Source organism: Altererythrobacter sp. CAU 1644 (assembly GCF_029623755.1).
Lineage (GTDB): Bacteria > Pseudomonadota > Alphaproteobacteria > Sphingomonadales > Sphingomonadaceae > Erythrobacter > Erythrobacter arenosus.
In genome coordinates, this window is the sequence record NZ_CP121106.1 from 528,884 (window position 1) to 550,076 (window position 21,193).

The 21,193-nt window shown below is 64.6% G+C and carries 23 protein-coding genes and 1 pseudogene; 15 read left to right on the forward strand and 9 right to left on the reverse strand.

Annotated elements, in window-relative coordinates; translation table 11 throughout:
- Window positions 1–342: 342 nt before the first annotated feature.
- Genes P7228_RS02730 through P7228_RS02745 form a run of 4 tightly spaced genes read right to left on the reverse strand, consistent with a single transcriptional unit; the run spans window position 343 to window position 2,865 of the window.
- Complete coding sequence (locus tag P7228_RS02730; protein ID WP_278016691.1) at window positions 343–1,125, reverse strand: hypothetical protein; 783 nt, start codon at window positions 1,123–1,125, stop codon at window positions 343–345.
- Window positions 1,106–1,477, reverse strand: a complete 372-nt coding sequence (locus P7228_RS02735; RefSeq protein WP_278016692.1) for a hypothetical protein — start codon at window positions 1,475–1,477, stop codon at window positions 1,106–1,108. Before P7228_RS02735 ends, P7228_RS02730 begins: the two co-directional genes overlap by 20 nt.
- Window positions 1,478–1,491: 14 nt before the next feature.
- The gene (locus P7228_RS02740) at window positions 1,492–2,505 is read right to left on the reverse strand and encodes a cysteine synthase A (protein WP_278016693.1); all 1,014 of its coding nucleotides are present in this window, start codon (window positions 2,503–2,505) and stop codon (window positions 1,492–1,494) included.
- 42 nt (window positions 2,506–2,547) lie between these two features.
- Entirely contained in the window at window positions 2,548–2,865 is a 318-nt protein-coding gene (locus P7228_RS02745) for a 2Fe-2S iron-sulfur cluster-binding protein (protein WP_278016694.1), read from the reverse strand.
- A 106-nt stretch (window positions 2,866–2,971) separates the two neighbouring features.
- On the opposite strand from P7228_RS02745, the gene P7228_RS02750 reads away from it, so the two are divergent.
- The 4 genes from P7228_RS02750 (at window position 2,972) to P7228_RS02765 (ending at window position 7,585) form a co-directional block, all read left to right on the forward strand.
- Window positions 2,972–3,589, forward strand: a complete 618-nt coding sequence (locus P7228_RS02750; RefSeq protein ID WP_278016695.1) for a DNA-3-methyladenine glycosylase family protein — start codon at window positions 2,972–2,974, stop codon at window positions 3,587–3,589.
- Window positions 3,590–3,673: 84 nt separating this feature from the next.
- Window positions 3,674–5,632, forward strand: a complete 1,959-nt coding sequence (locus tag P7228_RS02755) for a S9 family peptidase (protein ID WP_278016696.1) — start codon at window positions 3,674–3,676, stop codon at window positions 5,630–5,632.
- Window positions 5,633–5,709: 77 nt separating this feature from the next.
- Entirely contained in the window at window positions 5,710–6,513 is an 804-nt protein-coding gene (locus P7228_RS02760) for an SDR family oxidoreductase (RefSeq protein ID WP_278016697.1), read from the forward strand.
- Window positions 6,514–6,541: 28 nt separating this feature from the next.
- The gene (locus P7228_RS02765; protein WP_278016698.1) at window positions 6,542–7,585 is read left to right on the forward strand and encodes an alpha/beta hydrolase; all 1,044 of its coding nucleotides are present in this window, start codon (window positions 6,542–6,544) and stop codon (window positions 7,583–7,585) included.
- 6 nt (window positions 7,586–7,591) lie between these two features.
- Here P7228_RS02765 and P7228_RS02770 read toward each other — a convergent pair whose 3' ends face one another.
- Both P7228_RS02770 and P7228_RS02775 read right to left on the reverse strand, forming a co-directional pair.
- The gene (locus P7228_RS02770) at window positions 7,592–7,882 is read right to left on the reverse strand and encodes a 4a-hydroxytetrahydrobiopterin dehydratase (RefSeq protein ID WP_278016699.1); all 291 of its coding nucleotides are present in this window, start codon (window positions 7,880–7,882) and stop codon (window positions 7,592–7,594) included.
- Window positions 7,879–9,231 (reverse strand): APC family permease, encoded by a 1,353-nt coding sequence (locus P7228_RS02775; protein WP_278016700.1) that lies wholly within the window; start codon window positions 9,229–9,231, stop codon window positions 7,879–7,881. The genes P7228_RS02770 and P7228_RS02775 overlap by 4 nt, the downstream gene beginning before the upstream one ends.
- Before the next feature lie 107 nt (window positions 9,232–9,338).
- Here P7228_RS02775 and ccmA point away from each other — a divergent pair, with 107 nt between their 5' ends.
- Window positions 9,339–9,920 carry a heme ABC exporter ATP-binding protein CcmA gene (gene ccmA, locus P7228_RS02780; RefSeq protein WP_278016701.1) on the forward strand — a complete coding sequence of 194 codons (582 nt, stop codon included), beginning with the start codon at window positions 9,339–9,341 and terminating at the stop codon, window positions 9,918–9,920.
- On the forward strand, window positions 9,917–10,570 hold the full coding sequence (locus tag P7228_RS02785; RefSeq protein WP_278016702.1) for a heme exporter protein CcmB: 654 nt from the start codon (window positions 9,917–9,919) through the stop codon (window positions 10,568–10,570). The genes ccmA and P7228_RS02785 overlap by 4 nt, the downstream gene beginning before the upstream one ends.
- Here the strand turns inward: P7228_RS02785 and map are convergent.
- Window positions 10,567–11,397, reverse strand: a complete 831-nt coding sequence (gene map / locus P7228_RS02790; RefSeq protein WP_278016703.1) for a type I methionyl aminopeptidase — start codon at window positions 11,395–11,397, stop codon at window positions 10,567–10,569. The two genes, P7228_RS02785 and map, sit on opposite strands and share 4 nt — an antisense overlap.
- A 40-nt stretch (window positions 11,398–11,437) precedes the next feature.
- Window positions 11,438–12,247, reverse strand: a complete 810-nt coding sequence (locus tag P7228_RS02795; RefSeq protein WP_278016704.1) for a DUF4163 domain-containing protein — start codon at window positions 12,245–12,247, stop codon at window positions 11,438–11,440.
- Window positions 12,248–12,306: 59 nt separating this feature from the next.
- Here P7228_RS02795 and P7228_RS02800 point away from each other — a divergent pair, with 59 nt between their 5' ends.
- The 6 genes from P7228_RS02800 (at window position 12,307) to P7228_RS02825 (ending at window position 18,284) form a co-directional block, all read left to right on the forward strand.
- Window positions 12,307–13,707, forward strand: coding sequence for a leucyl aminopeptidase family protein (locus P7228_RS02800; RefSeq protein ID WP_278016705.1), 1,401 nt, complete (start codon window positions 12,307–12,309; stop codon window positions 13,705–13,707).
- A gap of 75 nt (window positions 13,708–13,782) precedes the next feature.
- The gene (locus P7228_RS02805; RefSeq protein ID WP_278016706.1) at window positions 13,783–14,154 is read left to right on the forward strand and encodes a hypothetical protein; all 372 of its coding nucleotides are present in this window, start codon (window positions 13,783–13,785) and stop codon (window positions 14,152–14,154) included.
- A 12-nt stretch (window positions 14,155–14,166) separates the two neighbouring features.
- A complete protein-coding gene (argC, locus tag P7228_RS02810; protein ID WP_278016707.1) occupies window positions 14,167–15,102 on the forward strand; it encodes an N-acetyl-gamma-glutamyl-phosphate reductase in 936 nt (311 codons plus the stop codon).
- A gap of 186 nt (window positions 15,103–15,288) precedes the next feature.
- Complete coding sequence (locus P7228_RS02815) at window positions 15,289–15,627, forward strand: P-II family nitrogen regulator (protein WP_278016708.1); 339 nt, start codon at window positions 15,289–15,291, stop codon at window positions 15,625–15,627.
- An 88-nt stretch (window positions 15,628–15,715) separates the two neighbouring features.
- A complete protein-coding gene (glnA, locus tag P7228_RS02820) occupies window positions 15,716–17,125 on the forward strand; it encodes a type I glutamate--ammonia ligase (RefSeq protein WP_278016709.1) in 1,410 nt (469 codons plus the stop codon).
- A gap of 208 nt (window positions 17,126–17,333) precedes the next feature.
- On the forward strand, window positions 17,334–18,284 hold the full coding sequence (locus tag P7228_RS02825; RefSeq protein WP_278016710.1) for a calcium/sodium antiporter: 951 nt from the start codon (window positions 17,334–17,336) through the stop codon (window positions 18,282–18,284).
- A gap of 127 nt (window positions 18,285–18,411) precedes the next feature.
- On the opposite strand, the pseudogene P7228_RS02830 reads toward P7228_RS02825, so the two are convergent.
- Window positions 18,412–18,750, reverse strand: a pseudogene (locus tag P7228_RS02830) (GIY-YIG nuclease family protein).
- 154 nt (window positions 18,751–18,904) lie between these two features.
- Between P7228_RS02830 and P7228_RS02835 the strand changes: the two are divergent.
- The 3 genes from P7228_RS02835 to P7228_RS02845 all read left to right on the forward strand — a co-directional run bounded on the left by P7228_RS02835 (window position 18,905) and on the right by P7228_RS02845 (window position 21,184).
- Window positions 18,905–19,555, forward strand: a complete 651-nt coding sequence (locus tag P7228_RS02835) for a lysozyme (RefSeq protein WP_278016711.1) — start codon at window positions 18,905–18,907, stop codon at window positions 19,553–19,555.
- Between the two features lie 61 nt (window positions 19,556–19,616).
- Complete coding sequence (locus tag P7228_RS02840; protein WP_278016712.1) at window positions 19,617–20,597, forward strand: hypothetical protein; 981 nt, start codon at window positions 19,617–19,619, stop codon at window positions 20,595–20,597.
- Between the two features lie 11 nt (window positions 20,598–20,608).
- Window positions 20,609–21,184, forward strand: a complete 576-nt coding sequence (locus P7228_RS02845) for a fasciclin domain-containing protein (protein ID WP_278016713.1) — start codon at window positions 20,609–20,611, stop codon at window positions 21,182–21,184.
- Window positions 21,185–21,193 lie beyond the last annotated feature (9 nt).

The window sequence follows — 21,193 nt, forward strand, 5'->3', positions numbered from 1 at the left end:
GCCGATCCCCTGTTCGCAGACACGACCTCCCCGCTTCCGCCAGCGCGCAAGGGCGGGCGGCGCGCCCACCTGCCGAGTGAGCACCACGCGAAACGTCATGTCCGATGGAATATCGTCATATCGCGGGCAGGACGGGGATGAAAGGGATTTTTGCGGGATTTCACGGGATAAGGTGGTAAATATCTGATTTACCTTATGTTTTGAGTTACCGTTTTGCGACGAAGTGAACCTCTCCAGCCTCAGAAGAGCCCCTCAATCGGCTGAAAACGTGCCGAAAACCCGCGCGACTCCGCAGAATCGAGTCGTTTTCCCGCAATTTCCCCGAATGTGAGGTGCTTGCGATCAATCGAAGGCCGTCCGGAGCAGGGTGAGCATTTCGTCTTCGCCCATTCCTTCGGCTCCGACCTGCTCGAACATGGCGGCATCGGCGAGCACCGTCACCTGCCCCGCTCCGACCGAGCAGCGCGCGATCACGCCATCGGCTTCGATCGAACACTTGCCGCGCCCTTCATCACCTTCCGCCCCGACCGCGAACAACTCGCCCGCCAGGACGACCGGCCAATCCATGCCGTCAACGGTGACCGTTCGTTGGCCGAACGTCTGTTCCTCGTCATAGCGCATGGCGAGGCCCCAGCGCTGCATGACAGGGGGGATCAGCGCCGCCGACGTCGGATGGCGCGGATCGCTGATCGTCACGGCATAGGTATTGGTGAGTTGCGGATCGAGCGCCAACAGCAGCTTGCCCCCGGCGCGAACCCATTTGTCGAGCGCGACATTGTCTTCCGGGCCGAGCCCTCGCGGCTGCACGATGAACAGTCGCGTCACCCCAGCCAGCGGATCGATCGTCGCTGCCTCGTCGCCGACGCCCGGCTGCGCGGCGAGGGTGTCGAGCATTTCGAGTTCGTACTGGCGTTCGAGCACCTGGCGGACGAAGGGGGTATCGACCCTGCCCGCGATCAATTCGCCCATGTCGCTGCCCTCGCCCCAGTAGATCGGGAGGCTGGTCATCAGCGCCAGCGGCTGACGATCGGCAGAGCGAGCGGCAATCGTCCACGCCGCGTAAAGCCCGACAGCAAGGGCCAGCAGCGCGGCAAGCCAGGCGTATTTACGGCGTGTCGTCGCCATTGCCCTGCTGCGGGTTCGCTCCTTCGGGAACGGCGGCGGCCTGCTGGGTATTGGCCGGTTCCGGATCGGCCGGAAGGTCGGGCACGACGCCTGCATCGGCGAGCGGATCGCTGAGCGGCGGCGCCGGGCTGGGTTCCGTGGTCGGGGCCGCCTCTGGCACGGAGAGTGAATCGGCCACTCGCGCGCGGTCCTGGATGATGTTGGCGAGGCCGACGAGCAGGATCATCGCGCCGAGGCCCGACAGCCCTACCTGCAGGCGCTGCATGGCCTGCGCCCTCGTGCCGCCAAGCGGTGCGGTTGCCACCGTGCCCGGCTCGTCTTGACCCAATCCAAAGAGCTTTCTGTCAGCCATCGCCGATCAGACTATCACGCCGCTTCGAGCCAGTCGAATACTGGCAGATTCTTCGAGCGCAGCCAGTCGGCATTGTAGAGCGTCGAGAGATAGCGGAAACCGGTGTCGCACAGCATCGTCACCACGCGGGCATCCTTGCGGCCATCGGCCACGAGTTGCTTGCCCAGCTCGACCGCGCCCGCGACATTGATGCCCGACGACAGGCCGAGGCACATCCCCTCGCCGCGCAGCAATTGCTCGACCCATTTCAGCCCTTCCTCGTCGGAGATGCGGAACTGGGTGTCGATCGGCGCACCTTCCAGATTGGCGGTGATCCGGCCCTGCCCGATCCCCTCGGCGACCGAGGATCCCTCGGCCTTGAGTTCGCCATGGGCGTAATAGCTGAAGAGCGCGGCACCGTGCGGGTCGGTCAGCGCGATGCGGATATTCTCGTCGCGCTCCTTCAGGCCCATCCCGACGCCGGCGATGGTGCCACCCGATCCGGCGGCGCAGGTGAAGCCGTCGATGCGGCCCTCGAGCTGTTCCCACAGCTCCGCTGCGGTCCCTTCGAGATGCGCCTTGCGGTTGGCGGTGTTGTCGAACTGCCCTGCCCAGACCGCGCCCTCGGTCTCTTCGGCGAGCCGCCGCGAGGTGTGTACGAAGTGGTTGCAGTCGGCATATTTGGTCGGCGGGACGAGGACCAGCTCGGCGCCGAGCGCGCGCAGCGTCTCCATCTTCTCCTTCGACTGGTTGTCGGGCATGACAATCACGGTCTTGTAGCCGAGCGCATTGGCCACCAAAGCAATCCCGATTCCGGTGTTCCCGGCCGTGCCTTCGACCACCGTGCCACCGGGCTTGAGTTCGCCGCGTTCTTCCGCGTCACGGATGATATAGAGCGCAGCCCGGTCCTTCACCGAAGAACCGGGATTGGCGAATTCGCATTTGCCGTAAATTTCGCAACCGGCCGCTTCGCTCGCCCCCTTGAGCAGGACGAGCGGGGTGTTGCCAATGAGTTCGAGCGTCGAGCCGAACGGCTTGGTAATATTCATGCTGCGTGAATTAGGCGCGCCATGCGAGGCGCGCAACGAAGATCAATCTTCAGCCGCGATAGTAACTTTGAGGCCGTCGAGATCGCCCGTGAAGGGAATCTGGCACGACAGGCGCGAGTTCTCGTCGCGATGGTCCGAGCTTTCGAGCAGATCGTCCTCGTCCTCGCTCATCGTCGGCAGCTTGTCCTTGAACGAAGGGTCGACATGGACATGGCAGGTCGCGCAGGAACAGCACCCGCCGCACAGCGCCAGCAATTCGTCGAAACCGTTGTCGCGAATGGCTTCCATCACGGTAAGGCCATCGGCCACGTCGATCTCGGAGGTTTCGCCTTCACGGGTGGTGACGATCAGCTTGGGCATGTCTATCTGGTTCCCTTGTGACAGGTTGCAACCTGCAACCCCTATCCGCTCATGACGGGCGCTGCTAGGGTTTGGCGCGCCATTTTGCAAGCAAAGGGAAGATAACTTGGGGCTTAGCGCTGCTGCAATCCGCGACGGGCTGGATACACTGGCGGATCGCGAACCGCGCATCGGCGAGGCGTTGGCGCTGGTCGGCTATCCCGAAACGCGCATTCGCCCGACCGGATACAAGACCCTGCTGCGCACCATTGTCGGCCAGCAGGTCTCGGTCGCCGCAGCCACGTCCATGTGGAACAAGCTCGAGGCCGAGCTCGGCCCGGAATTCACCGCCAACTGCCTGCTCGAACGCGATTTCGACACGCTACGCGCCTGCGGGCTGTCGCGCCAGAAGCAGGGTTACGCCCGCAGCCTGTGCGAGCTGGTGTCCAATGGCCAGATCGATTTCGATAACCTGCCGCAGGACGATGAGGAGGCGATCGCCGAACTCACCCTGATCAAGGGGATCGGGCGCTGGTCGGCCGAGATCTACCTGTTGTTCGCGGAGGGGCGCCCCGACATCTGGCCGGCCGGCGACCTCGCCGTGCAGGAGGGGGTCAAGCGCCTGCTGGCCCTGCCCGAACGTCCGACCGAAAAGCCGACCCGCGAACTGGCCGAGGGATGGAGTCCGCATCGCGGCGCGATGGCCATCTTCACCTGGCACTTTTACTCAAATCCGGCGCTGTAGAAGCGGACTTGCTCGCAACGACAAAGCCTGCAATATCGCCTGTGTTATTCCAACAATACACTAAAACAGGAAGCTCCATCCCCCATGAGCGAGTTGTCATCCTACCCCCTCATTCCGCGCGACCATTTGTTCGGTAATCCGACCCGTACCTCCGGCCAGATCAGTCCCGATGGCAAATGGCTCAGTTGGCTTGCGCCGCTGGATGGCGTGCTCAACGTCTGGATGGCACCTGTCGGTGAGCCCGATGCGGGCAAGGCCATGACGAGCTCGACCGACCGCCCGATCCGCCAGTATTTCTGGGCGCCGGATTCGCAAAGCCTGCTCTACATCCAGGACAAGGGCGGCGATGAGAACTTCCTGCTTTATGGCATCGACGTCGGCACGGGGAAAGAAACGACCCTGACGCCGTTCGAGAAAACGCGCGTAGATCTGATCGGCGGGTCGGAGCGCATTCGCGACAAGATCCTGATCGGGCTCAACAACCGCGATCCGCAATTCCACGACGTCCACCTGCTCAACCTCAACTCCGGCGAACTGACCGAGGTCCTACGCAACGAGAGCTTCGCCGGCTTCATGTCCGACGACAATCTCGAGGTCCGCATGGCGATCCGCCAGAACGAGGCGGGCGGGACCGACTATTTCCACGTCGTCGATGGCACGGTCGAAGAAGCGCCCTTCGTCAGCACCGCGATGGAGGACTCGCTGACGACTGGCCCGGCAGGCTACACCAATGACGGCAAGACATTGTACTGGCTCGACAGCCGGGGGCGGAACACCGCCGCGCTGATCGCGCAGGACGTCGCCAGCGGCTCAACCAGCGTCATCGCCGAGAACGACCAGGCCGATATCAGCGGTACGCTCCGCGACCCCAAGACCGGCGAGGTCGAAGCCTATTCGGTAGAATATCTCAAGACCGAGTGGACCGCGATCGATGCCGAGACCGGTGCGTCGCTCGACTGGCTGGGCGAACAACTCGAGGGTGAATATGGCGTACAGTCACGGACCGAGGACGACAGTACATGGATCGTCTGGAACGACCCGGTAACCTCACCCTCTGCCACCTACATCTTCGATCGCACGGCGCAGACTTTGACCCCGTTCTACACCACCCGGCCAGAACTCGAGGGCGCGCCGCTCCAACCGATGCACATGCTCGAGATCAAGGCGCGCGACGGGCTTATCCTGCCGTCCTATCTCACCCTGCCGCCGGGAAGCGACGCGGACGGCGACGGAATTCCCGACCAGCCCCTACCGATGATCCTGTTCGTCCATGGCGGCCCGTGGGCGCGCGACGGATACGGCTACAACAGCCACCACCAATGGCTCGCCAATCGTGGCTACGCGGTGCTCTCGGTCAACTTCCGCGGCTCGACCGGCTTCGGCAAGGACTTCATCAATGCGAGCAACCTCCAGTGGGGCCTCGCTATGCATGACGATTTGATCGACGCCACCGACTGGGCGATCGAACGTGGCATCGGACAGGCCGACCGGATCGCGATCATGGGCGGTTCCTATGGCGGCTATGCGACGCTGGCAGGCCTTGCCTTCACGCCCGAGAAATTCGCCTGCGGGGTCGATATCGTCGGCCCGTCGAACCTCGAGACGCTGCTCGAAACCATTCCGCCCTATTGGGCGCCGATGGTGAAGATCTTCCACGAGCGGATGGGCAACCCGAACACCGAGGAAGGCCTCGCGCTGCTCAAGGCGGCGAGCCCGCTCTACAAGGCGGAGCGGATCGTGAAGCCGCTGCTGATTGCGCAGGGCGCGAACGATCCGCGCGTCAAGCAATCCGAGAGCGACCAGATCGTGGGGGCGATGAAGGCTGCCGGTATTCCCGTCACCTATGTCCTCTACCCGGACGAGGGCCACGGCTTTGCCAAGCCGGCCAATAACATCGCCTTCACCGCGATCACCGAGAACTTCCTCGCCAGCTGCATCGGGGGACGCGCCGAGCCGATCGGCGACGATCTCGAGCCATCGACCGCCGAAATCGTCGAAGGGCAGGAGCATGTGAAAAGCCTCGAGGCGGCGCTGGCTGACTGACATTGATGTAAGTAGCTGACAAGCAGGCCAAGCAAGGCTAGGTCTTGCAATGCAACTTATAGCAGCGGGAAGAGGTTATGGCCGAACGCAGATCGATTTTCATCACCGGCGGCGGATCGGGCATCGGCCGCGAGGTGGCGCTCTATTTCGGTGAGCGAGGCTGGTTCGTCGGCATTGCCGACATCGACGAACAGGGAATGCAGGACACGCTCGGTCTGATCCCCGGGGGATTCAAGTACTCGCACAAGCTCGACGTGCGCGATCGTGCGGCCTGGGATGTCGCGCTCGACGCGTTCTCGGTCGCCGCGGGCGGGCGGATCGACGTCGTCTTCAACAACGCCGGGATCGGTCATGGCGGCCCATTGGCCGAACAGCCGGACAAGGAAATCGTCGACGTCCTCGATATCAACCTCAAGGGCGTGATCTACGGCGCGCAGGCATCCTATCCGCATCTCAAGAAGAGCGCCCCGGGCTCGGTGCTGATCAATACCGCAAGCCTCGCCGGCATCGTCGGCGCACCCAATCTATCGGTCTATTGCGCCACCAAATGGGCAGTCCGCGGCCTGACCCAAAGCCTCGATGCCGAATGGGCGAAGGACGGGATCAAGGTCGCCGCCCTTTGTCCGGGCTTCATCGATACGCCGATCATCGAACAGACCCGGCCGGATTCCAACCAGACGGTCAAGGACAGCCTGATCGATGCAGGCGTCGAAGTCTCCCCAGTCAGCGCCGTTCCCACGGTGGTTTGGAACGCGGTGCATGGCGACAAGCTGGAGTATACCGTCGGCAAGACTGCGAGCCGATTGCGCTACCTCCAGCGCTTCTTGCCGGGCCGCGTGCGCAAGGAAATGCGCAAGCAGGGCATCGGCGCAGAGATCTAACGCGCCCAGTTCATTCTCGAGGATCTTCATGAAATCCATCACGACCTTCGCGCTCGCCGCAGCGCTGATGCTTGGCGCACCCGTTTCCGCCCAGCTGACCGACGGCGAACCGCTCGCCATCGCCACCAGCTACACGGTCAAGTCCGACATCCTCGGCGGCGAGCGCAAGCTGACGGTTCGCCTGCCCACCGAATATCAGGCCGAGCCGGAGCGCCGTTTCCCGGTGGTCTATCTGCTCGACGGTGGGCCGGAGCAGGACTTCATCCATATCGCGGGGATCGCGCACAGCCGCGAAATGAACTTCAGCTTCGAGCCATTCATCCTGGTCGGGATCGAGAGCGTCAACCGTCGCCACTGGTTTGCGCCGCTGTCGAGCGAACCCGAGCTTTACGCCGAACTGATGGGCGCCGAGCCGGGCGGCACCTTCCGGTATCGGGATTTCCTGCGCAGCGAGATCAAGCCGCTGGTCGAGGCCACTTTCCGAACCAATGGCCATGACGCGGTGATCGGGGAATCGCTTGCCGCACTGTTCGTGGTGGAAACCCTGCTCGAAGAACCGACGCTGTTCGACGACTACATCGCGATCTCACCGTCGATGTGGTTCGAGAACATGAAATACGGGATCGAGGCGCGCGACTATCTCGCGAAGCTGCCCGCTGGCGAGCGCAGGCTCTACCTGACCGTCGCCAACGAGGGTGAATGGCATCGCGAAGGGCTCGAGCGCCTGGTCGACGCGCTGCGCGACCGTGCACCGGCCGACCTCAAGTGGACCTTCGTGCCCGCCGACGAACAGGAAACCCACGGCACGGTCTACCACCCGATGGCGCTCGACGCGTTCCGTATGCTCTACCCGACCCCGACCCGCGAATACAAAGGCTTCGGTCGCCTGAGCGACATCAAGAACGGCAAACGTACGGCTGAAGAAGAGGCTCGGCTGGAGCAGGAATGCACGCTCGAGAACAGCCGGGCGACGACCCCCGGTGCGGTCGCCAAGGGGCGCGATCGGCTCTATTACGAATGCCTGGTGCTCGAGCTAGGCCCAACCCCGCGCGAAGGCACGCTCGGCAAATAGCGAACGCTAGAGCAGCGCCGCGATCGCGGCGACCATGTCGACGTCGCGCTGCGACAATCCGTCGGCGTCATGCGTAGTGAGCGTGATCTCGACGCGGTTGTAGACATTGAACCATTCGGGATGGTGGTCGTGTTTCTCGGCGATCAGCGCAACCCGGTTCATGAAGCCCCAGGCCTCGTTGAAATCGCCGAACTTGAAGGTGCGCTCGATCGCCTTGCCGTCGCGCGACAAGGTCCAGTCCGGGTTGGCCGCCAGCAGCGCTTCGCGTTCGGCGTCGGTCAGTTCGGCAATGCTCATTCCAGATCCTCTACTTCGGCTCCGGCGATGCCCGTGCCGCCGCGCATCCGCGCGACCAGCTGGAACACCGCCCACATGGCGCCCACAAGCACGAAGCCGGAGAGCGCGTAAAACGGATTCTGCGCGATATACACCACCAGGAGCGCCAGTTGGACCACGATCGAGGCATAGACCGGCCACGGATACCACGGCACCTTGAACGGGCGCGGCAAATGGGGCTCTTTCCGGCGCAGCGCCAGCACCGCAAAGGCAATCCCCAGCATCACCGGCAGGAACACCGACTCGCTGAGCGAGATCAGCGTCAGGTAGCTGCCCGAGACGATCATCAGCGCTGCCGCCACCACCACCAGCATCATCGCGCGCAGCGGAGTGCCGCGCCGGCCGACGACGCTGAAACTTCTGGGCAGTATCCCGGCGCGCGCGACGGCAAAGGTCAGCCGGGTGGTCGACATCAGATTGAGGTTCGCCACTGCCCCGACCGAAAGCACGCCGAAGCAGGTCAGCAGGAAATCGCCCCGAGGGCCGAACACCACCCCCGCGGCGTCGGCCGCGACGAGGTTCGATCCGGCCATCTTGTCGGGCGTGAGGACATGGAGGAAGGCAAGGTTGATGACGATGTAGAGCGCCGCCACCGACAGGATCCCGCCGAACAGGGCCCGCGGCACGGCGCGGCCCGGATCCTTGATCTCCTCGCCGTAGAAGACGACGTTCCACCAGCCGCCATAGGTCGACAGCACCACCACCAGCGCGGTGCCGAGCGGCAGCCAGCCATTGCGCAGCAGCCCGCCATCGAGCGTATTGTCAGGCGGCGGCGCGGCTGCGGGCGCGGCGAACAGCACGACCACCAGCCCGACCAGCACCGCCCCCTTCACCATCGACAGGACGATCTGGCTGAAACCGCTGATCACCGTCCCGGTCGCATTGATGGCCGCGAACAGCGCCAGCGCGCCGAGCGCGAGGACCGCCGGTGACAGCTCTCCCCCGCCCACGCCCAGCCGGACGAGGAATTCGCCCACCACGAAGGAGAGGTAGGCCATCGCCGAGAACAGCCCGATCAGCACCGCGAAGGCGGCGAGCAGGCTGACCTTCCCGCCAAATGCGCGATGGATGAAAGCGTAGTGGCCGCCCGCGCGCGGGATCGCCGCGCCCAGTTCGGCGAAGACCAGCGCGTTGAGGCAGGCGATGCCCGCGGCCAGCAACCACAGCGCGATAATCACCGCGGGAGAGCTGGTCGCCTCCGCCACCACGCCCGGCGAGCGCAGGATGCCCTGGCCGATCATGCTGCCGACCACGGCTGCAAGTCCGAACACCACGCCGAGCACGCGCAAGAGCTGGTTTTTCTGCTGCATCCCCTCCCCTCGGATAGCACGCCGCCCGAAATGCGTGGCCGCGGGCCACATGACAAGCGGAATCCTGCACTTGGCGCGGCCGATGCGAGGCTCTATCGCTGCGCGCGATGCCAGCCCGTCTCTCCGCGACCGATCTCGCCTGCCGCAGGGGCGACCGCGTGCTGTTTCGCGGATTGTCGCTGGCGCTGGGGCCGGGCGGCCTGCTCCATGTCACCGGCGCGAACGGGATCGGCAAGTCGAGCCTGCTGCGGATCATGGCGGGGCTGCTCAGTCCCTATGGCGGAAATGTCGAGAGCGATGGCGCAATCGGGCTGGTCGATGAACGACCGGCGCTCGATCCCGAGCTGCCGCTCGGCAAGGCGCTTGGTTTCTGGCAGCGGATCGACGGGGCGCATGACCAGTCGGCCAACCTCGCGGCGATGGGCCTCAGCGAATTGCTCGATATCCCGGTGCGCTATCTTTCGACCGGGCAGCGCAAGCGTGCGGCGCTCGCGCGCCTGCTGGCGCAGCAGGTGCCGATCTGGCTGCTCGACGAGCCATTGAACGGGCTCGACACCGCCGCGCAGGCGAAGGTGTTGGAACTGGTCGGGGCGCATGCCGCGAATGGCGGCGTCACGGTGATCGCCTCGCACCAGCCGGTTGCCCTGGCAGGATTGCAAACGCTCGCGCTCGAGGAGTTTGCCGCATGATCGGCGCCCTCCTCCGCCGCGACCTCGGGCGTCTGTTCCCCTTTGCCGGGAGCGGTGCGGCGAGCCTGCCCCTGCTGTTCTTCCTCGCTGTGGCGATGCTCTATCCCTTCGCGGTCGGGCCGGACGCAAACCTGCTGGCGCGCACCGGCGGCGGGGTGGTGTGGATCGCCGCGCTGCTTGCCGCCATCCTCCCGCTCGATCGGCTGGTCCAGGAGGACATCAACCTCGGCATGTTCGACCAGCTCAAGCTCCGCGGGGTGGCCGAGGAACTGGCGATGGCCGCACGGCTGCTGGCGCATTGGCTCAGCTTCGGGCCGCTGCTGATCCTGGCGACCTTTCCTGCGGCTGCCCTGCTCAACCTTCAGGGCGAGACATTGCGCCTGCTGCTGCTCGGCCTGCTGGCGGGTACGCCGGGCCTCGCCGCAATCGGGCTGATCATCGCTGCGCTCACCGCATCGCTGAGAGCCGGCGCAGCGCTGTCTGGCCTGCTGTTGATCCCGCTCGCCCTGCCGATCCTGATCTTCGGCGCAGGAGCCCTCGCCCGCGGCGACGTCGCCAGCATTGGCTTCGCCGGAGCGATCAGCTTGGTGCTAGTGGCGATTGCGCCCTTTGCGGCTGGCGCTGCGATCAGGGCCGCGCGGGAGGGTTAGCCGTAAGGCGGCTGGTGCAGGCCCTTGGGGCTTTCGGTAAAAATCTCGACGCCGTTCTCGGTGATGCCGATCGAATGCTCGAATTGCGCCGATAGCGACTTGTCGCGGGTCACCGCGGTCCAGCCGTCGCCGAGGATCTTTGCCCAGGGCTTGCCGAGATTGATCATCGGCTCGATGGTGAAGAACATGCCGGGCTTGAGTTCGGGACCGGTCCCGGCCTTGGCGGCATGCACCACTTCGGGCGCGTCGTGGAACAGGCGGCCGAGACCGTGGCCGCAGAACTCGCGGACGACGCCATAGCGGAACTGGCGCGCATGCGCCTCGATCGCCGCGCCGATATCGCCGAGCCGCGCGCCGGGTTTCGACGCCGCCTCGATCCCCAGCATCAGGCATTCATAGGTGACGTCGACCAGCCGAGTCGCCTTGAGCGGCGGCTCGCCCGCGTAATACATGCGGCTGGTATCGCCATGCCAGCCGTCGAGCAGCGGGGTGACGTCGATATTGACGATGTCGCCATCCTTCAGCGCCTTGTCGCCGGGGATTCCGTGGCAGATGACGTGGTTGATCGAGGTGCAGCAGCTATGCGTATAGCCGCGATAGCCGAGCGTCGCCGGAACCGCCCCGGCATCGAGCATCATGCCGCGCACCTTGTCGTCGATCTCGCCGGTAGTGACCCCGGGCTGGACGAATGTGGTCAGCTCGTCGAGGATTTCGGCAGCGAGGCGCCCGGCCTTGCGCATGCCGTCGAACCCGTCGGGCCCGTGCAGCTTGATTGTGCCGTCGCGATAGACGGTCTGGTTGCCTTCGATGGTCTGGTACTGATGCATGGGGCCTATTTAATGCCGATTGCCGCGAAATGCGAGCGGATCAGCGCCCGGCCCCGAAAAGCCCCGAATATTCAGGTTTGACTGCGGCGATGATCGCGGCATCGACAGGCAAGGTCACCTCGTAGCTACCTTCCGCATAGGGACCCGCGACATAGGGAGCGGCGAGCAAGCCGATCCGGTCGAATTTCTCGCCATCGGACGAACCGACAATCACCACGAATTCGTCGATCTTGGGGCAGGAATCGAAGCCACCATCATCGACAGGGATGACCGGCATGCCGCGTCGCTTCTCGCGCTCCTTGTTGAGCGCGGCGCAATGCTTGCCGCCAAACGCCTGCTCGAGCGCGGAGGGCGTCTTGAACATCGCCACCGGCTCCATTCCCTGCGCGTTCCGGTCGTCCCACACCATTGCAGCGAAGCCCGAATTGCCGTGCGCGCCGCCGGTATAGGCATAGATATCGGCGGAGAGGCTGAGCCAGCCCGGGATCTCTGCAACCTTCTTCCAGTCCTTCTGCAGGCTGCGGCTGCGGCACGAGACCGAATCTTCCGGGCAATACTCCTTCGTTTCGAGCCATCCTGCCTGTTCTTCCGCCAGCAGCTTGGTCCGTTCGGCCTCAAGCTTCCTGGCGAGTTCAGGACGCGCGGCGACTTCCGCCGGCCAGCTGTACTTGAACTCCCAGCTGGCGCCGCCATCCTCCTGCGAGCGGGAAAAACTCACGCCCTCTGCGGGCGATGCCGCGCTGGCGGTTGCCTGTGCCGTGGCTGTCTTGGCCGCCGCGGCGGGCAGAGCCTCGTCCTCCTCCACGGCCGAACAAGCGGCGAGGCAAGCGACTGCGATTATCGGAAACATTGCGCGCACCGTCCGTAATCTCCATGTGACTGGCGATCGATCGCCTCTATGGGACATATATGACCGACAAGACCGACCTAATCCAGCCGGATCGCGGGCAGGATGCAATTGCCATCCATCTCGTCAACAAGGACAATTTCGAAGGCTGGGCGAAGAAGCTCAGCGCCGGACAGCGCGCCGCGCTCGCCGCGCAGAAGTTTGATGGCAGCGGATACCAGGTCGCGATCGTTCCCGACGGCGATGGCTGGTTCGCGGTCGGCGGGGTCGCGAACCCTGACGAGCTGTCGAGCTGGTGCATGGCCAAGCTGGCCGAGACGCTGCCCGAAGGCAGCTATCGCCGGGCCGAGGGCGAACCCGGCCCCGCGCTGCATGGCTGGCAGACCGGCCAGTATCGCTTTGCCCGCTATATGGACGACGACAAGGCGACCGGCCCCCGCGTGCTGCTGACCAAGGAAGTAAAGAAGATCGACCCGGCCATCGCCGAGGCGCGGGCGGTCAAGCTGGTGTGCGATCTGGTCAACACCCCGGCCGAAGACATGGGCCCGGCCGACCTCGAGGCCGAATGCGAGAAGCTCGCCAAGGCGCATGGCGGCAAGCTCAAGACGATCAAGGGCGACAGCCTCGAAACCGATTTCCCGATGGTCCATGCCGTGGGTCGCGCCGCCGCGCGCCAGCATGCCCCGCGGCTGATGCACCTCACTTGGGCACGTTCGGGAGGCAAGGACAAGGACCCGGTGCTCGCCATCGTCGGCAAGGGGGTCACCTTCGATTCGGGCGGTCTCGACGTCAAATCGGCAGCGGGCATGAAGCTGATGAAGAAGGACATGGGCGGCGCCGCGCATGCAATCGCGCTCGCCGGACTGGTGATGGAGGCACGGCTGCCCGTGCGGCTGCACCTGATCGTGCCGGCGGTCGAGAATGCCATCGCGGGCAACGCCTTCCGTCCCGGCGATGTCCTCAAGAGCCGCCAGGGGCTGACGGTCGAAATCGGCAACACCGATGCCGAAGGGCGCCTTATCCTCGGCGACGCACTGACCCTTGCCAGCGAGCAGGAGCCCGATTTCGTGATCGATTTCGCCACGCTGACAGGCGCTGCGCGCGTGGCGCTCGGTCCCGACCTGCCCGCCCTGATGACGCGCAGGGACGAGACTGCCGAAGCGTTGGTCAACGCCGGCAAGGCGCATGACGACGAGACATGGCGCCTGCCGCTCTACGAGGCCTATGGCGAATACCTCGCCTCCGACATCGCCGACACCAACAACGCGCAAAGCAATGGCTTTGCCGGGGCGAGCGTCGCCGGCCTGTTCCTCGACAAGTTCGTCGGCGACGGCATCGACTGGGCGCATTTCGATACCTTCGCCTGGCGTCCTGCGCCCAAGCCCGGTCGGCCCAAGTGCGGTGCGGCCTATGGCGTGCGCGCAGCTTTCCACATGTTGCGTGCACGATACGCTGGCGAATAAGGCGCGCCGGGCTAACTTGCCGGAAAGCAATTGCACGTATAAGCGGCGCCGCAGTCCGAGAATCTCGGGTCGCATATGACAGGGGAAAATGCCGAAGTGAACGGCAGCGCAGAATATCAGGTTCCCGATGGCCCGCTGTGCCTGGCGGGGCCTCGGTCGCGCCCGAAACCCGGCACGCTGCCGCTGCGGGGCGACCTCGCGCATATCGCGCTCGCGGGCACATATCTCGCCGCGCATTACGTGGTGCCGCATATCCGCGAGATCGGTGGCCAGGGCGGTGGGCTGCACCTCCAGCCGCGCGACGACAGCGAGGTTTTCACCACGCTTGAGCCAGGTTCGCGCTTCGAACTGCTCGACGTCGCGGGCGACTGGGTATGGGGCTGCGTCGGGCCGGAGGGCCCCTCGGGATATCTAAAAGGTGATTGCCTCGCGCCCGCTTCTGCCTGATAGGCGCGGCCCATGGCTCACAGGGTTTTCATCGACGGCGCTGCCGGGACCACCGGCATCGAGATCCACGATCGGCTCGCGGGACGCAGCGAGTTCGAACTGATCGTGCTGGGCGATGACGAGCGCAAGAGCGAGGCCGCGCGCCGCGACGCGCTCCACGCTGCGGATGTCGCGATCCTGTGCCTGCCCGACGATGCCGCGCGCGAGGCTGTGGCGCTGGCCGAGGGTTCCGACACGCGCTTTATCGACGCCTCGACGGCGCACCGCGTGGCCGAAGGGTGGACCTATGGCTTTCCCGAGCTGGTCGGGCGCGATGCCGTGGCGAGTGCCCACCGCGTTTCGAATCCGGGGTGCTATCCGACCGGCTTCCTCGCGCTCGTCGCGCCGCTGGTGCGCGCGGGCCTGCTGCCCGCCGATTGGCCCTACACCGTCAATGCGGTGAGCGGCTTTTCGGGCGGCGGCAAAGCGCTGATCGAGCGGTTCGAGGGCGACCCCAGCATCGGCTTTCGCGCCTATGGCCTTGGCCTCGGGCACAAGCACCTGCCCGAGATGCGCAAGTACGCCGGCCTCACGCATGAGCCGGTTTTCTCGCCCAGCGTGATCCCGGCAATGCGCGGGATGGTGGTGGACGTCCCGCTGCCGCTCGCCGCCATGAAGGTCAGCGCGACCGGAGGCGAATTGCACGCTGCGCTGAGCGCCTTCTACTCCGGGTCCGAGATCGTTTCGGTCCACTCGCTCGCCGACCAGCCGGGCGAGCTCCTGCTGTCGACCGACGCCGCAGCCTGGGACGGATTGGAACTGTTCGTGTTCGGAGCAGCGGACGGAGCTCAGGCGCGGCTCATCGCGCGGCTCGACAACCTCGGCAAGGGTGCCAGCGGCGCGGCGGTTCAGAGCCTCAACCTGATGTGCGGACTGCCCGAAACCGCGGGGCTTAACCTCACTGCCTAAATATTGGGCACGCGCTGGATTCCAATTAGGCACGGGCTCGCGGCACGCCGCCACGAAACCCGCAGAAATCCGTGCCTTTTGATTTGGCACAATTCTTGATCTCATCCATTGCATAAACAGTGCGCCGGCCGGGTGGGGACATAGCCCTCCTCCGTGTCGGCAAGTTGTGCAGGGATCGAGAGCCACATGAAGAAAATCGAAGCGATCATCAAACCCTTCAAGCTCGACGAGGTGAAGGAGGCGCTGCACGAGATCGGCGTATCCGGCATCACCGTGACCGAGGCCAAGGGGTTCGGTCGCCAGAAGGGCCACACCGAGCTGTATCGCGGCGCCGAATATGTCGTCGACTTCCTGCCCAAGGTGAAGCTCGAAGTCGTCGTGACCGACGCGATCGCCGAACGCGTGGTCGAGGCCATCGCCGCTGCCGCGCAAACCGGCCGGATCGGCGACGGCAAGATCTTCGTCACCGCGATCGAAAGCGCGCTGCGCATCCGCACCGGCGAGAAGGACGACGACGCAATCTGATCATGGGCGATCCGATCGCCGCAATTTCTCCGAACCCGCCCGCAACCCCGGGCATCGAAAAGCAAGACTAGCTGGAGGCTAACTACCAATGAGCAAGGCCAAAGACGTTCTCAAGCAGATCAAGGAGAACGAGATCGAGTGGGTGGACCTCCGCTTCACCGACCCCAAGGGCAAGTGGCAGCATCTGACGATGGTGGCCGGCGTGATGGGCGAGGATGAGCTGGAAGACGGCCTGATGTTCGACGGTTCGTCGATTGCCGGATGGAAGGTGATCAACGAGTCGGACATGATCCTCAAGCCCGATCTCGAACGCGCCTATATCGATCCGTTCAGCGCGACCCCGATGATGATCCTGTTCTGCGACATCGTCGAGCCTTCGACCGGCGACTGGTACGGCCGCGACCCGCGCACCACTGCCAAGCGGGCCGAGAACTATCTCAAGACGACCGGCATCGGCGACACTATCTATGTCGGCCCCGAAGCCGAGTTCTTCATGTTCGACGATGTCCGCTTCGAAGACGGCTATGCCGGTTCGGGCTTTGCCATCGACGACATCGAACTGCCGACCAACAGCGGCAAGGAATATGAAGCCGGCAACATGGGCCATCGCCCGCGCGCCAAGGGTGGCTATTTCCCCGTCGCTCCGGTCGACAGCGCGGTCGACATCCGCGGCGAGATGGTCGCCACCATGATCGAGATGGGCCTCAACTGCGACAAGCACCACCACGAAGTTGCCGCGGCCCAGCACGAGCTCGGCCTGACCTTCTCGACCCTGGTCAAGACCGCCGACGAGATGCAGATCTACAAGTATGTCGTGCACCAGGTCGCCCATGCCTATGGCAAGACCGCGACCTTCATGCCCAAGCCGATCAAGGAAGATAACGGCTCCGGCATGCACACCCACATGTCGATCTGGGATGGCGGCAAGCCGACCTTCGCCGGCAACGAATATGCCGGCCTGTCGGAAAACTGCCTCTATTACATCGGCGGCGTCATCAAGCATGCCAAGGCATTGAACGCCTTCACCAACCCGACCACCAACAGCTACAAGCGGCTGGTGCCGGGCTTCGAGGCTCCGGTGCTGCTCGCCTATTCGGCGCGCAACCGCTCGGCCTCGTGCCGCATCCCCTATGGCGCGGGCGACAAGGCCAAGCGCGTGGAATTCCGCTTCCCGGACGCGATGGCGAACCCTTACCTCGCCTATGCCGCGCTACTGATGGCCGGGCTCGACGGGATCCAGAACAAGATCCACCCGGGCGAAGCGATGGACAAGAACCTCTACGACCTGCCCCCGGCAGAGCTGGCCGAGGTTCCGACCGTCTGCGGGTCACTGCGCGAAGCGCTCGAAAGCCTCGAGGCCGACCACGAGTTCCTGCTGAAGGGCGATGTCTTCACCAAGGACCAGATCGACGCCTATATCGAGCTCAAGTGGGAAGAAGTCGTCCGCATGGAAACGACCCCCTGCCCGGTCGAATTCGACATGTATTACAGCGCGTAATCCTTGCACATGTCGGCGCGCTGCGTAGGCGCCGATACGGGGGCTCGGTCGCAAGGCTGGGCCCCTTTTCCGTGTTGGCTGCTGATCACGCTGGAACTTTTCGCAAGAACATCTATTTGACCACCACCACCGGGCCCCTCTGGCGAATGCTTCCGGCGCATTCGTGATGTCGGCGGGATTGCTTGCAATTCGCCCGGCAGGATTCTTCGTGACCCTCATTCTCGTTCTCGGCGGCCTCGCCCTGCTTGCCATTGGCGGCGAACTGCTGGTGCGCGGCGCCGTCGGCATGTCGCAGGTGCTGCGGATCTCGCCGCTGCTGGCCGGCTTGACCATCGTCGGCTTCGGCACTTCGACGCCCGAGCTGGCGACCAGCATCCAGGCCGCCTTCGCCGGCGCGCCCGGCCTGGCACTCGGCAATGTCATCGGATCGAACATCGCCAACATCCTGCTGATCCTCGGCGTCTCGGCCGTGATCCTGCCGCTGGCGATCCGGCGCGAAGCCTTTGCGCGCGACGCGCTGGCGCTGGTCGTCTCGACCGTGCTCTGCATTATCGCCGTCATGCTCGGGACGATCGGCGCGGTGGCGGGGCTCGTCCTGCTCGCCGCGATGGTTGGCTATGTCGTGTGGGCCTATCTGTCGGAGCGCGAAGCGGGCGATCCGGAAGGCGAACGGCACGTCGCCGAACTCGCCGACACCATGCCGCGCAGCCACAACGGCTGGATCCTCGCAGCGATGATCGCGGCGGGCCTCGTCGCGGCGATCGTCGGCGCGCGCCTGCTGGTCGCAGGGGCGGTTGAACTGGCGAGCGCGGCAGGCCTGTCGGAAGCGGTGATCGGGCTGACGATCGTGGCGATCGGGACTTCGCTGCCCGAGTTGATCGCCTGCGTCATCGCGGTGTGGCGCAAGCATCCGGAGGTGGCGCTCGGCAATGTCGTCGGCTCGAACATCTACAACGTGCTCGGTATCCTCGGCATCACCGCGATCATCCATCCGCTCGAGGTGCCGGCCGAAATCGTCCACTTCGACATCTGGGTGCTGGCCGGGGTCACCGCGCTGCTGCTGGTGCAGCTCCGCAGCGGCTGGAAGATCACCCGCTGGGAAGGTGCGCTGCTGCTGGCTGTCTTCGCAGGCTACACCGGTTTCCTGCTGCTGCGATAAGCCGATCCGGCCCGACAAGCGGCTGGCGGCGATGGTGACGCGAGAGAGATTCCGCTGAGGTAGGGCCGCCCGATAGAGAGGCCACGATCGACCCGATTGCGGACGTTCCTGCACCATCTCAATATCGTCATTCCCGCGAAAGCGGGAATCCATCCGAGGGCATGGCCTCGAACCCAAGATCTTCCGCAAGGTCGCGCCATCTCGGGTTCCCTTCCTCGATCAATTGGATTTTCCACGCGCGACGCCATTTCTTGAGCTGTTTCTCGCGCCGGATCGCATGCTCCATGGTTGAATGCTGCTCGAACCAAACGAGCCTGCGCACGCCATATCTACTGGGCAATCACTCGGTCTCGCCGTTGCGATGCTGAGCGATACGTTGAAGTAATTGCGAGGTGACACCCAGGTAGAGCGTGCCATTGAAGGCTGAAGCGAGCAGATAGACGGTTGGCTGGAAATCACTATACATCAAAGGCTTGATAGTGGATTCCCGCGTTCGCGGGAATGACGAAGAGCGGAAACTCGATAGACGTCCGCTTTCCACCTACCTCCAGACATTTTCCTACTCGCACCAATTCTGCCTAATCCACTGGCCTTCCGTCATCACCAACCGAGGCCACCCCATGACCGCACAAGACGTCCGCAAGTCCATCTTCGATACCGTCCGCACCATGCTACGGCGCGGCTTCCGCCAGTCCGAGGTCGAAGCGCTCGACCGGGTCATCGATGAGCTCGAGAATTGCACCCAGGACCGTGTTCCAAGTGTTCCATCGGTTCAGGATCCTCGCGCGAAACCTGGATCCATCGGGCCAGCCGGAATAGCGCTGATCAAGCGGTTCGAAGGCTGCGCCCGCCTGCGCCGCGACGGGCTGGTCGAAGCCTACCCCGATCCCGGGACCGGCGGCGAGCCATGGACCATCGGCTGGGGCGCGACCGGCCCCGACCATTTCCACGGCGGCCGGATCGGCCCCGGCACCGTGTGGACGCAAGAGCAATGCGATGCCCGGTTCGAGCGCGACCTCGCGCGCTATGCTGCAGAAGTCGCCCAGGCGGTAGGCGAGGCACCGACCAGCCAGTCGCAATTCGATGCCCTCACCAGCTTTCACTACAACACCGGCGCGATCTTTCGCGCGACGCTGACGCGCAAGCATATCGCGGGCGATCACGCCGGCGCGGCGGAAGAATTTCACCGCTGGAACAAGGCGGGTGGCCGCGTCCTCAAAGGGCTCGTCAGGCGGCGGCGCGAGGAAGCGATCCTTTATTTACAAGGCTGAATGGCGCGCAACCGGAACCAGACAAGGCCCCTTCCCGTTGCACAGCCAAAGGAGATTTCAAATGTTAAGATTGCTCGCAGGGACGGCCGCGCTCGCATTGATCGCGATGCCCGTCCACGCCGACCCGGGCAATGGCAAGGGTAACGGCAAAGGAAAACCGGCTGCGGCCGCACAGTCGCAAGGCGGCGGCAAAGCCGATCGCGGCGGCCCCGACAAGGCTCGCGGCAAGCAGGATCGCGGCCCATCCGACCAGGCTGAGCGCGGCAACAAGCAACGCGCCAATCTCGATCGCGGCGATCGCGGCAAGGACCGTGGACCCAATTTCAAGCCGCAGCACGACCGCAGCGACAAGCCGGTCTTCGTCGGAAACGGCAAGGATCGGGGCAAGGATCGCGGCCCAGACTGGAACGATGGCCGCGAGTGGCGCGATGGCGACTATGCCGGCGGCTTCCTGCGCGAAGCGCTGGGGGTCAATCGCGGCGTGATCGACGGGTGCCCGCCGGGCCTGGCGAAGAAGCGCAACGGATGCCTTCCGCCTGGACAGGCGAAGAAGATGTACTCGGACTACCGCCCCGATTTCTTCGGCCTGCGCGGCCTGCGCGACGGTAGGTTCTTCTACAATGACGGCTATCTGCTGCGCTACGGCGCAGGCGGCCTGTCCGGCTACATCCCGCTGCTCGGCGGCGCGCTGTCGATCGGCAATAGCTGGCCGAACTACTACCAGCCCTATGAACTGCCGCGCTACTACACCGACTTCTACAGCCTCGGTGGGCCGGGCAGCTATCGCTATGCCGATAACGTGATCTATCGCGTCGACCCGGAAAGCGCCGCGATCATGTCGGTCGCCGCCCTGCTGACGGGAGACGATTTCACGATCGGCCAGCCGATGCCGCGCGGGTATGACGTTTACAACGTACCCTACGCCTATCGCGACCGGTACTACGACAGCCCCGAAGCGCATTATCGCTATTCGGATGGTTACATCTACCGCATCGATCCGGAAACCGCGCTGATCACCGCGGCGATCGATATGCTCATCTGACGAGGACCGACATGACCTACAACACCCCCCGAGCGGCCTTCGCCGCAATAGGCGCCTTGTCCCTCATGGCCCTGTCCGCCTGCACCGATGTTTCATCGGACAAGGCGAACATGGAGACCCAGGAGAAGGTGTCGCAGACCGTTGCCGCGCTGATCGGCGAGGACGGCAAGTTCTCGACCCTGGCGCGCGAACTCAAGGACAGCAGCCTTTCGACCGTCCTCGACAGCCAGGCGAGCTACACCGTGCTCGCACCCACCAACGAGGTTTTCGAGGGTCTCGAAGGCGGCGAGGCGTTGCTTTCCGATGACGCCCAGGGCGCCGTGGTGGCAGCGCTGTTGCGCGAGCACATGATCCCCGGCGCGCTGACGCCCGAGGCGATCAGGCAGGCCATTGCCGACAACGGCGGGCCGGTAACGGTGCGCAGCTTCGGTGAAGACGACCTCAAATTCACGCTCGATGGCGATACCATCCTCGTATCGGGTCCGAATGGCACGCAGGCCCATATGTCGGGCGGCGCGCTGATCGGCAGCAACGGCGTGGTCATCCCGCTCGACGGGCTGGTTAGCGCCCCGCCCTCGGCACGGTAATCACGCGGA

Coding starts and splice junctions, on each gene's coding strand:
- P7228_RS02730 (WP_278016691.1), bottom strand. CDS start 1,125: ATGGCGACGACACGCCGTAAATACGCCTGGCTTGCCGCGCTGCTGGCC.
- P7228_RS02735 (WP_278016692.1), bottom strand. CDS start 1,477: ATGGCTGACAGAAAGCTCTTTGGATTGGGTCAAGACGAGCCGGGCACG.
- P7228_RS02740 (WP_278016693.1), bottom strand. CDS start 2,505: ATGAATATTACCAAGCCGTTCGGCTCGACGCTCGAACTCATTGGCAAC.
- P7228_RS02745 (WP_278016694.1), bottom strand. CDS start 2,865: ATGCCCAAGCTGATCGTCACCACCCGTGAAGGCGAAACCTCCGAGATC.
- P7228_RS02755 (WP_278016696.1), top strand. CDS start 3,674: ATGAGCGAGTTGTCATCCTACCCCCTCATTCCGCGCGACCATTTGTTC.
- P7228_RS02760 (WP_278016697.1), top strand. CDS start 5,710: ATGGCCGAACGCAGATCGATTTTCATCACCGGCGGCGGATCGGGCATC.
- P7228_RS02765 (WP_278016698.1), top strand. CDS start 6,542: ATGAAATCCATCACGACCTTCGCGCTCGCCGCAGCGCTGATGCTTGGC.
- P7228_RS02770 (WP_278016699.1), bottom strand. CDS start 7,882: ATGAGCATTGCCGAACTGACCGACGCCGAACGCGAAGCGCTGCTGGCG.
- P7228_RS02775 (WP_278016700.1), bottom strand. CDS start 9,231: ATGCAGCAGAAAAACCAGCTCTTGCGCGTGCTCGGCGTGGTGTTCGGA.
- ccmA (WP_278016701.1), top strand. CDS start 9,339: ATGCCAGCCCGTCTCTCCGCGACCGATCTCGCCTGCCGCAGGGGCGAC.
- P7228_RS02785 (WP_278016702.1), top strand. CDS start 9,917: ATGATCGGCGCCCTCCTCCGCCGCGACCTCGGGCGTCTGTTCCCCTTT.
- map (WP_278016703.1), bottom strand. CDS start 11,397: ATGCATCAGTACCAGACCATCGAAGGCAACCAGACCGTCTATCGCGAC.
- P7228_RS02795 (WP_278016704.1), bottom strand. CDS start 12,247: ATGTTTCCGATAATCGCAGTCGCTTGCCTCGCCGCTTGTTCGGCCGTG.
- P7228_RS02800 (WP_278016705.1), top strand. CDS start 12,307: ATGACCGACAAGACCGACCTAATCCAGCCGGATCGCGGGCAGGATGCA.
- P7228_RS02805 (WP_278016706.1), top strand. CDS start 13,783: ATGACAGGGGAAAATGCCGAAGTGAACGGCAGCGCAGAATATCAGGTT.
- argC (WP_278016707.1), top strand. CDS start 14,167: ATGGCTCACAGGGTTTTCATCGACGGCGCTGCCGGGACCACCGGCATC.
- P7228_RS02815 (WP_278016708.1), top strand. CDS start 15,289: ATGAAGAAAATCGAAGCGATCATCAAACCCTTCAAGCTCGACGAGGTG.
- glnA (WP_278016709.1), top strand. CDS start 15,716: ATGAGCAAGGCCAAAGACGTTCTCAAGCAGATCAAGGAGAACGAGATC.
- P7228_RS02835 (WP_278016711.1), top strand. CDS start 18,905: ATGACCGCACAAGACGTCCGCAAGTCCATCTTCGATACCGTCCGCACC.
- P7228_RS02840 (WP_278016712.1), top strand. CDS start 19,617: ATGTTAAGATTGCTCGCAGGGACGGCCGCGCTCGCATTGATCGCGATG.
- P7228_RS02845 (WP_278016713.1), top strand. CDS start 20,609: ATGACCTACAACACCCCCCGAGCGGCCTTCGCCGCAATAGGCGCCTTG.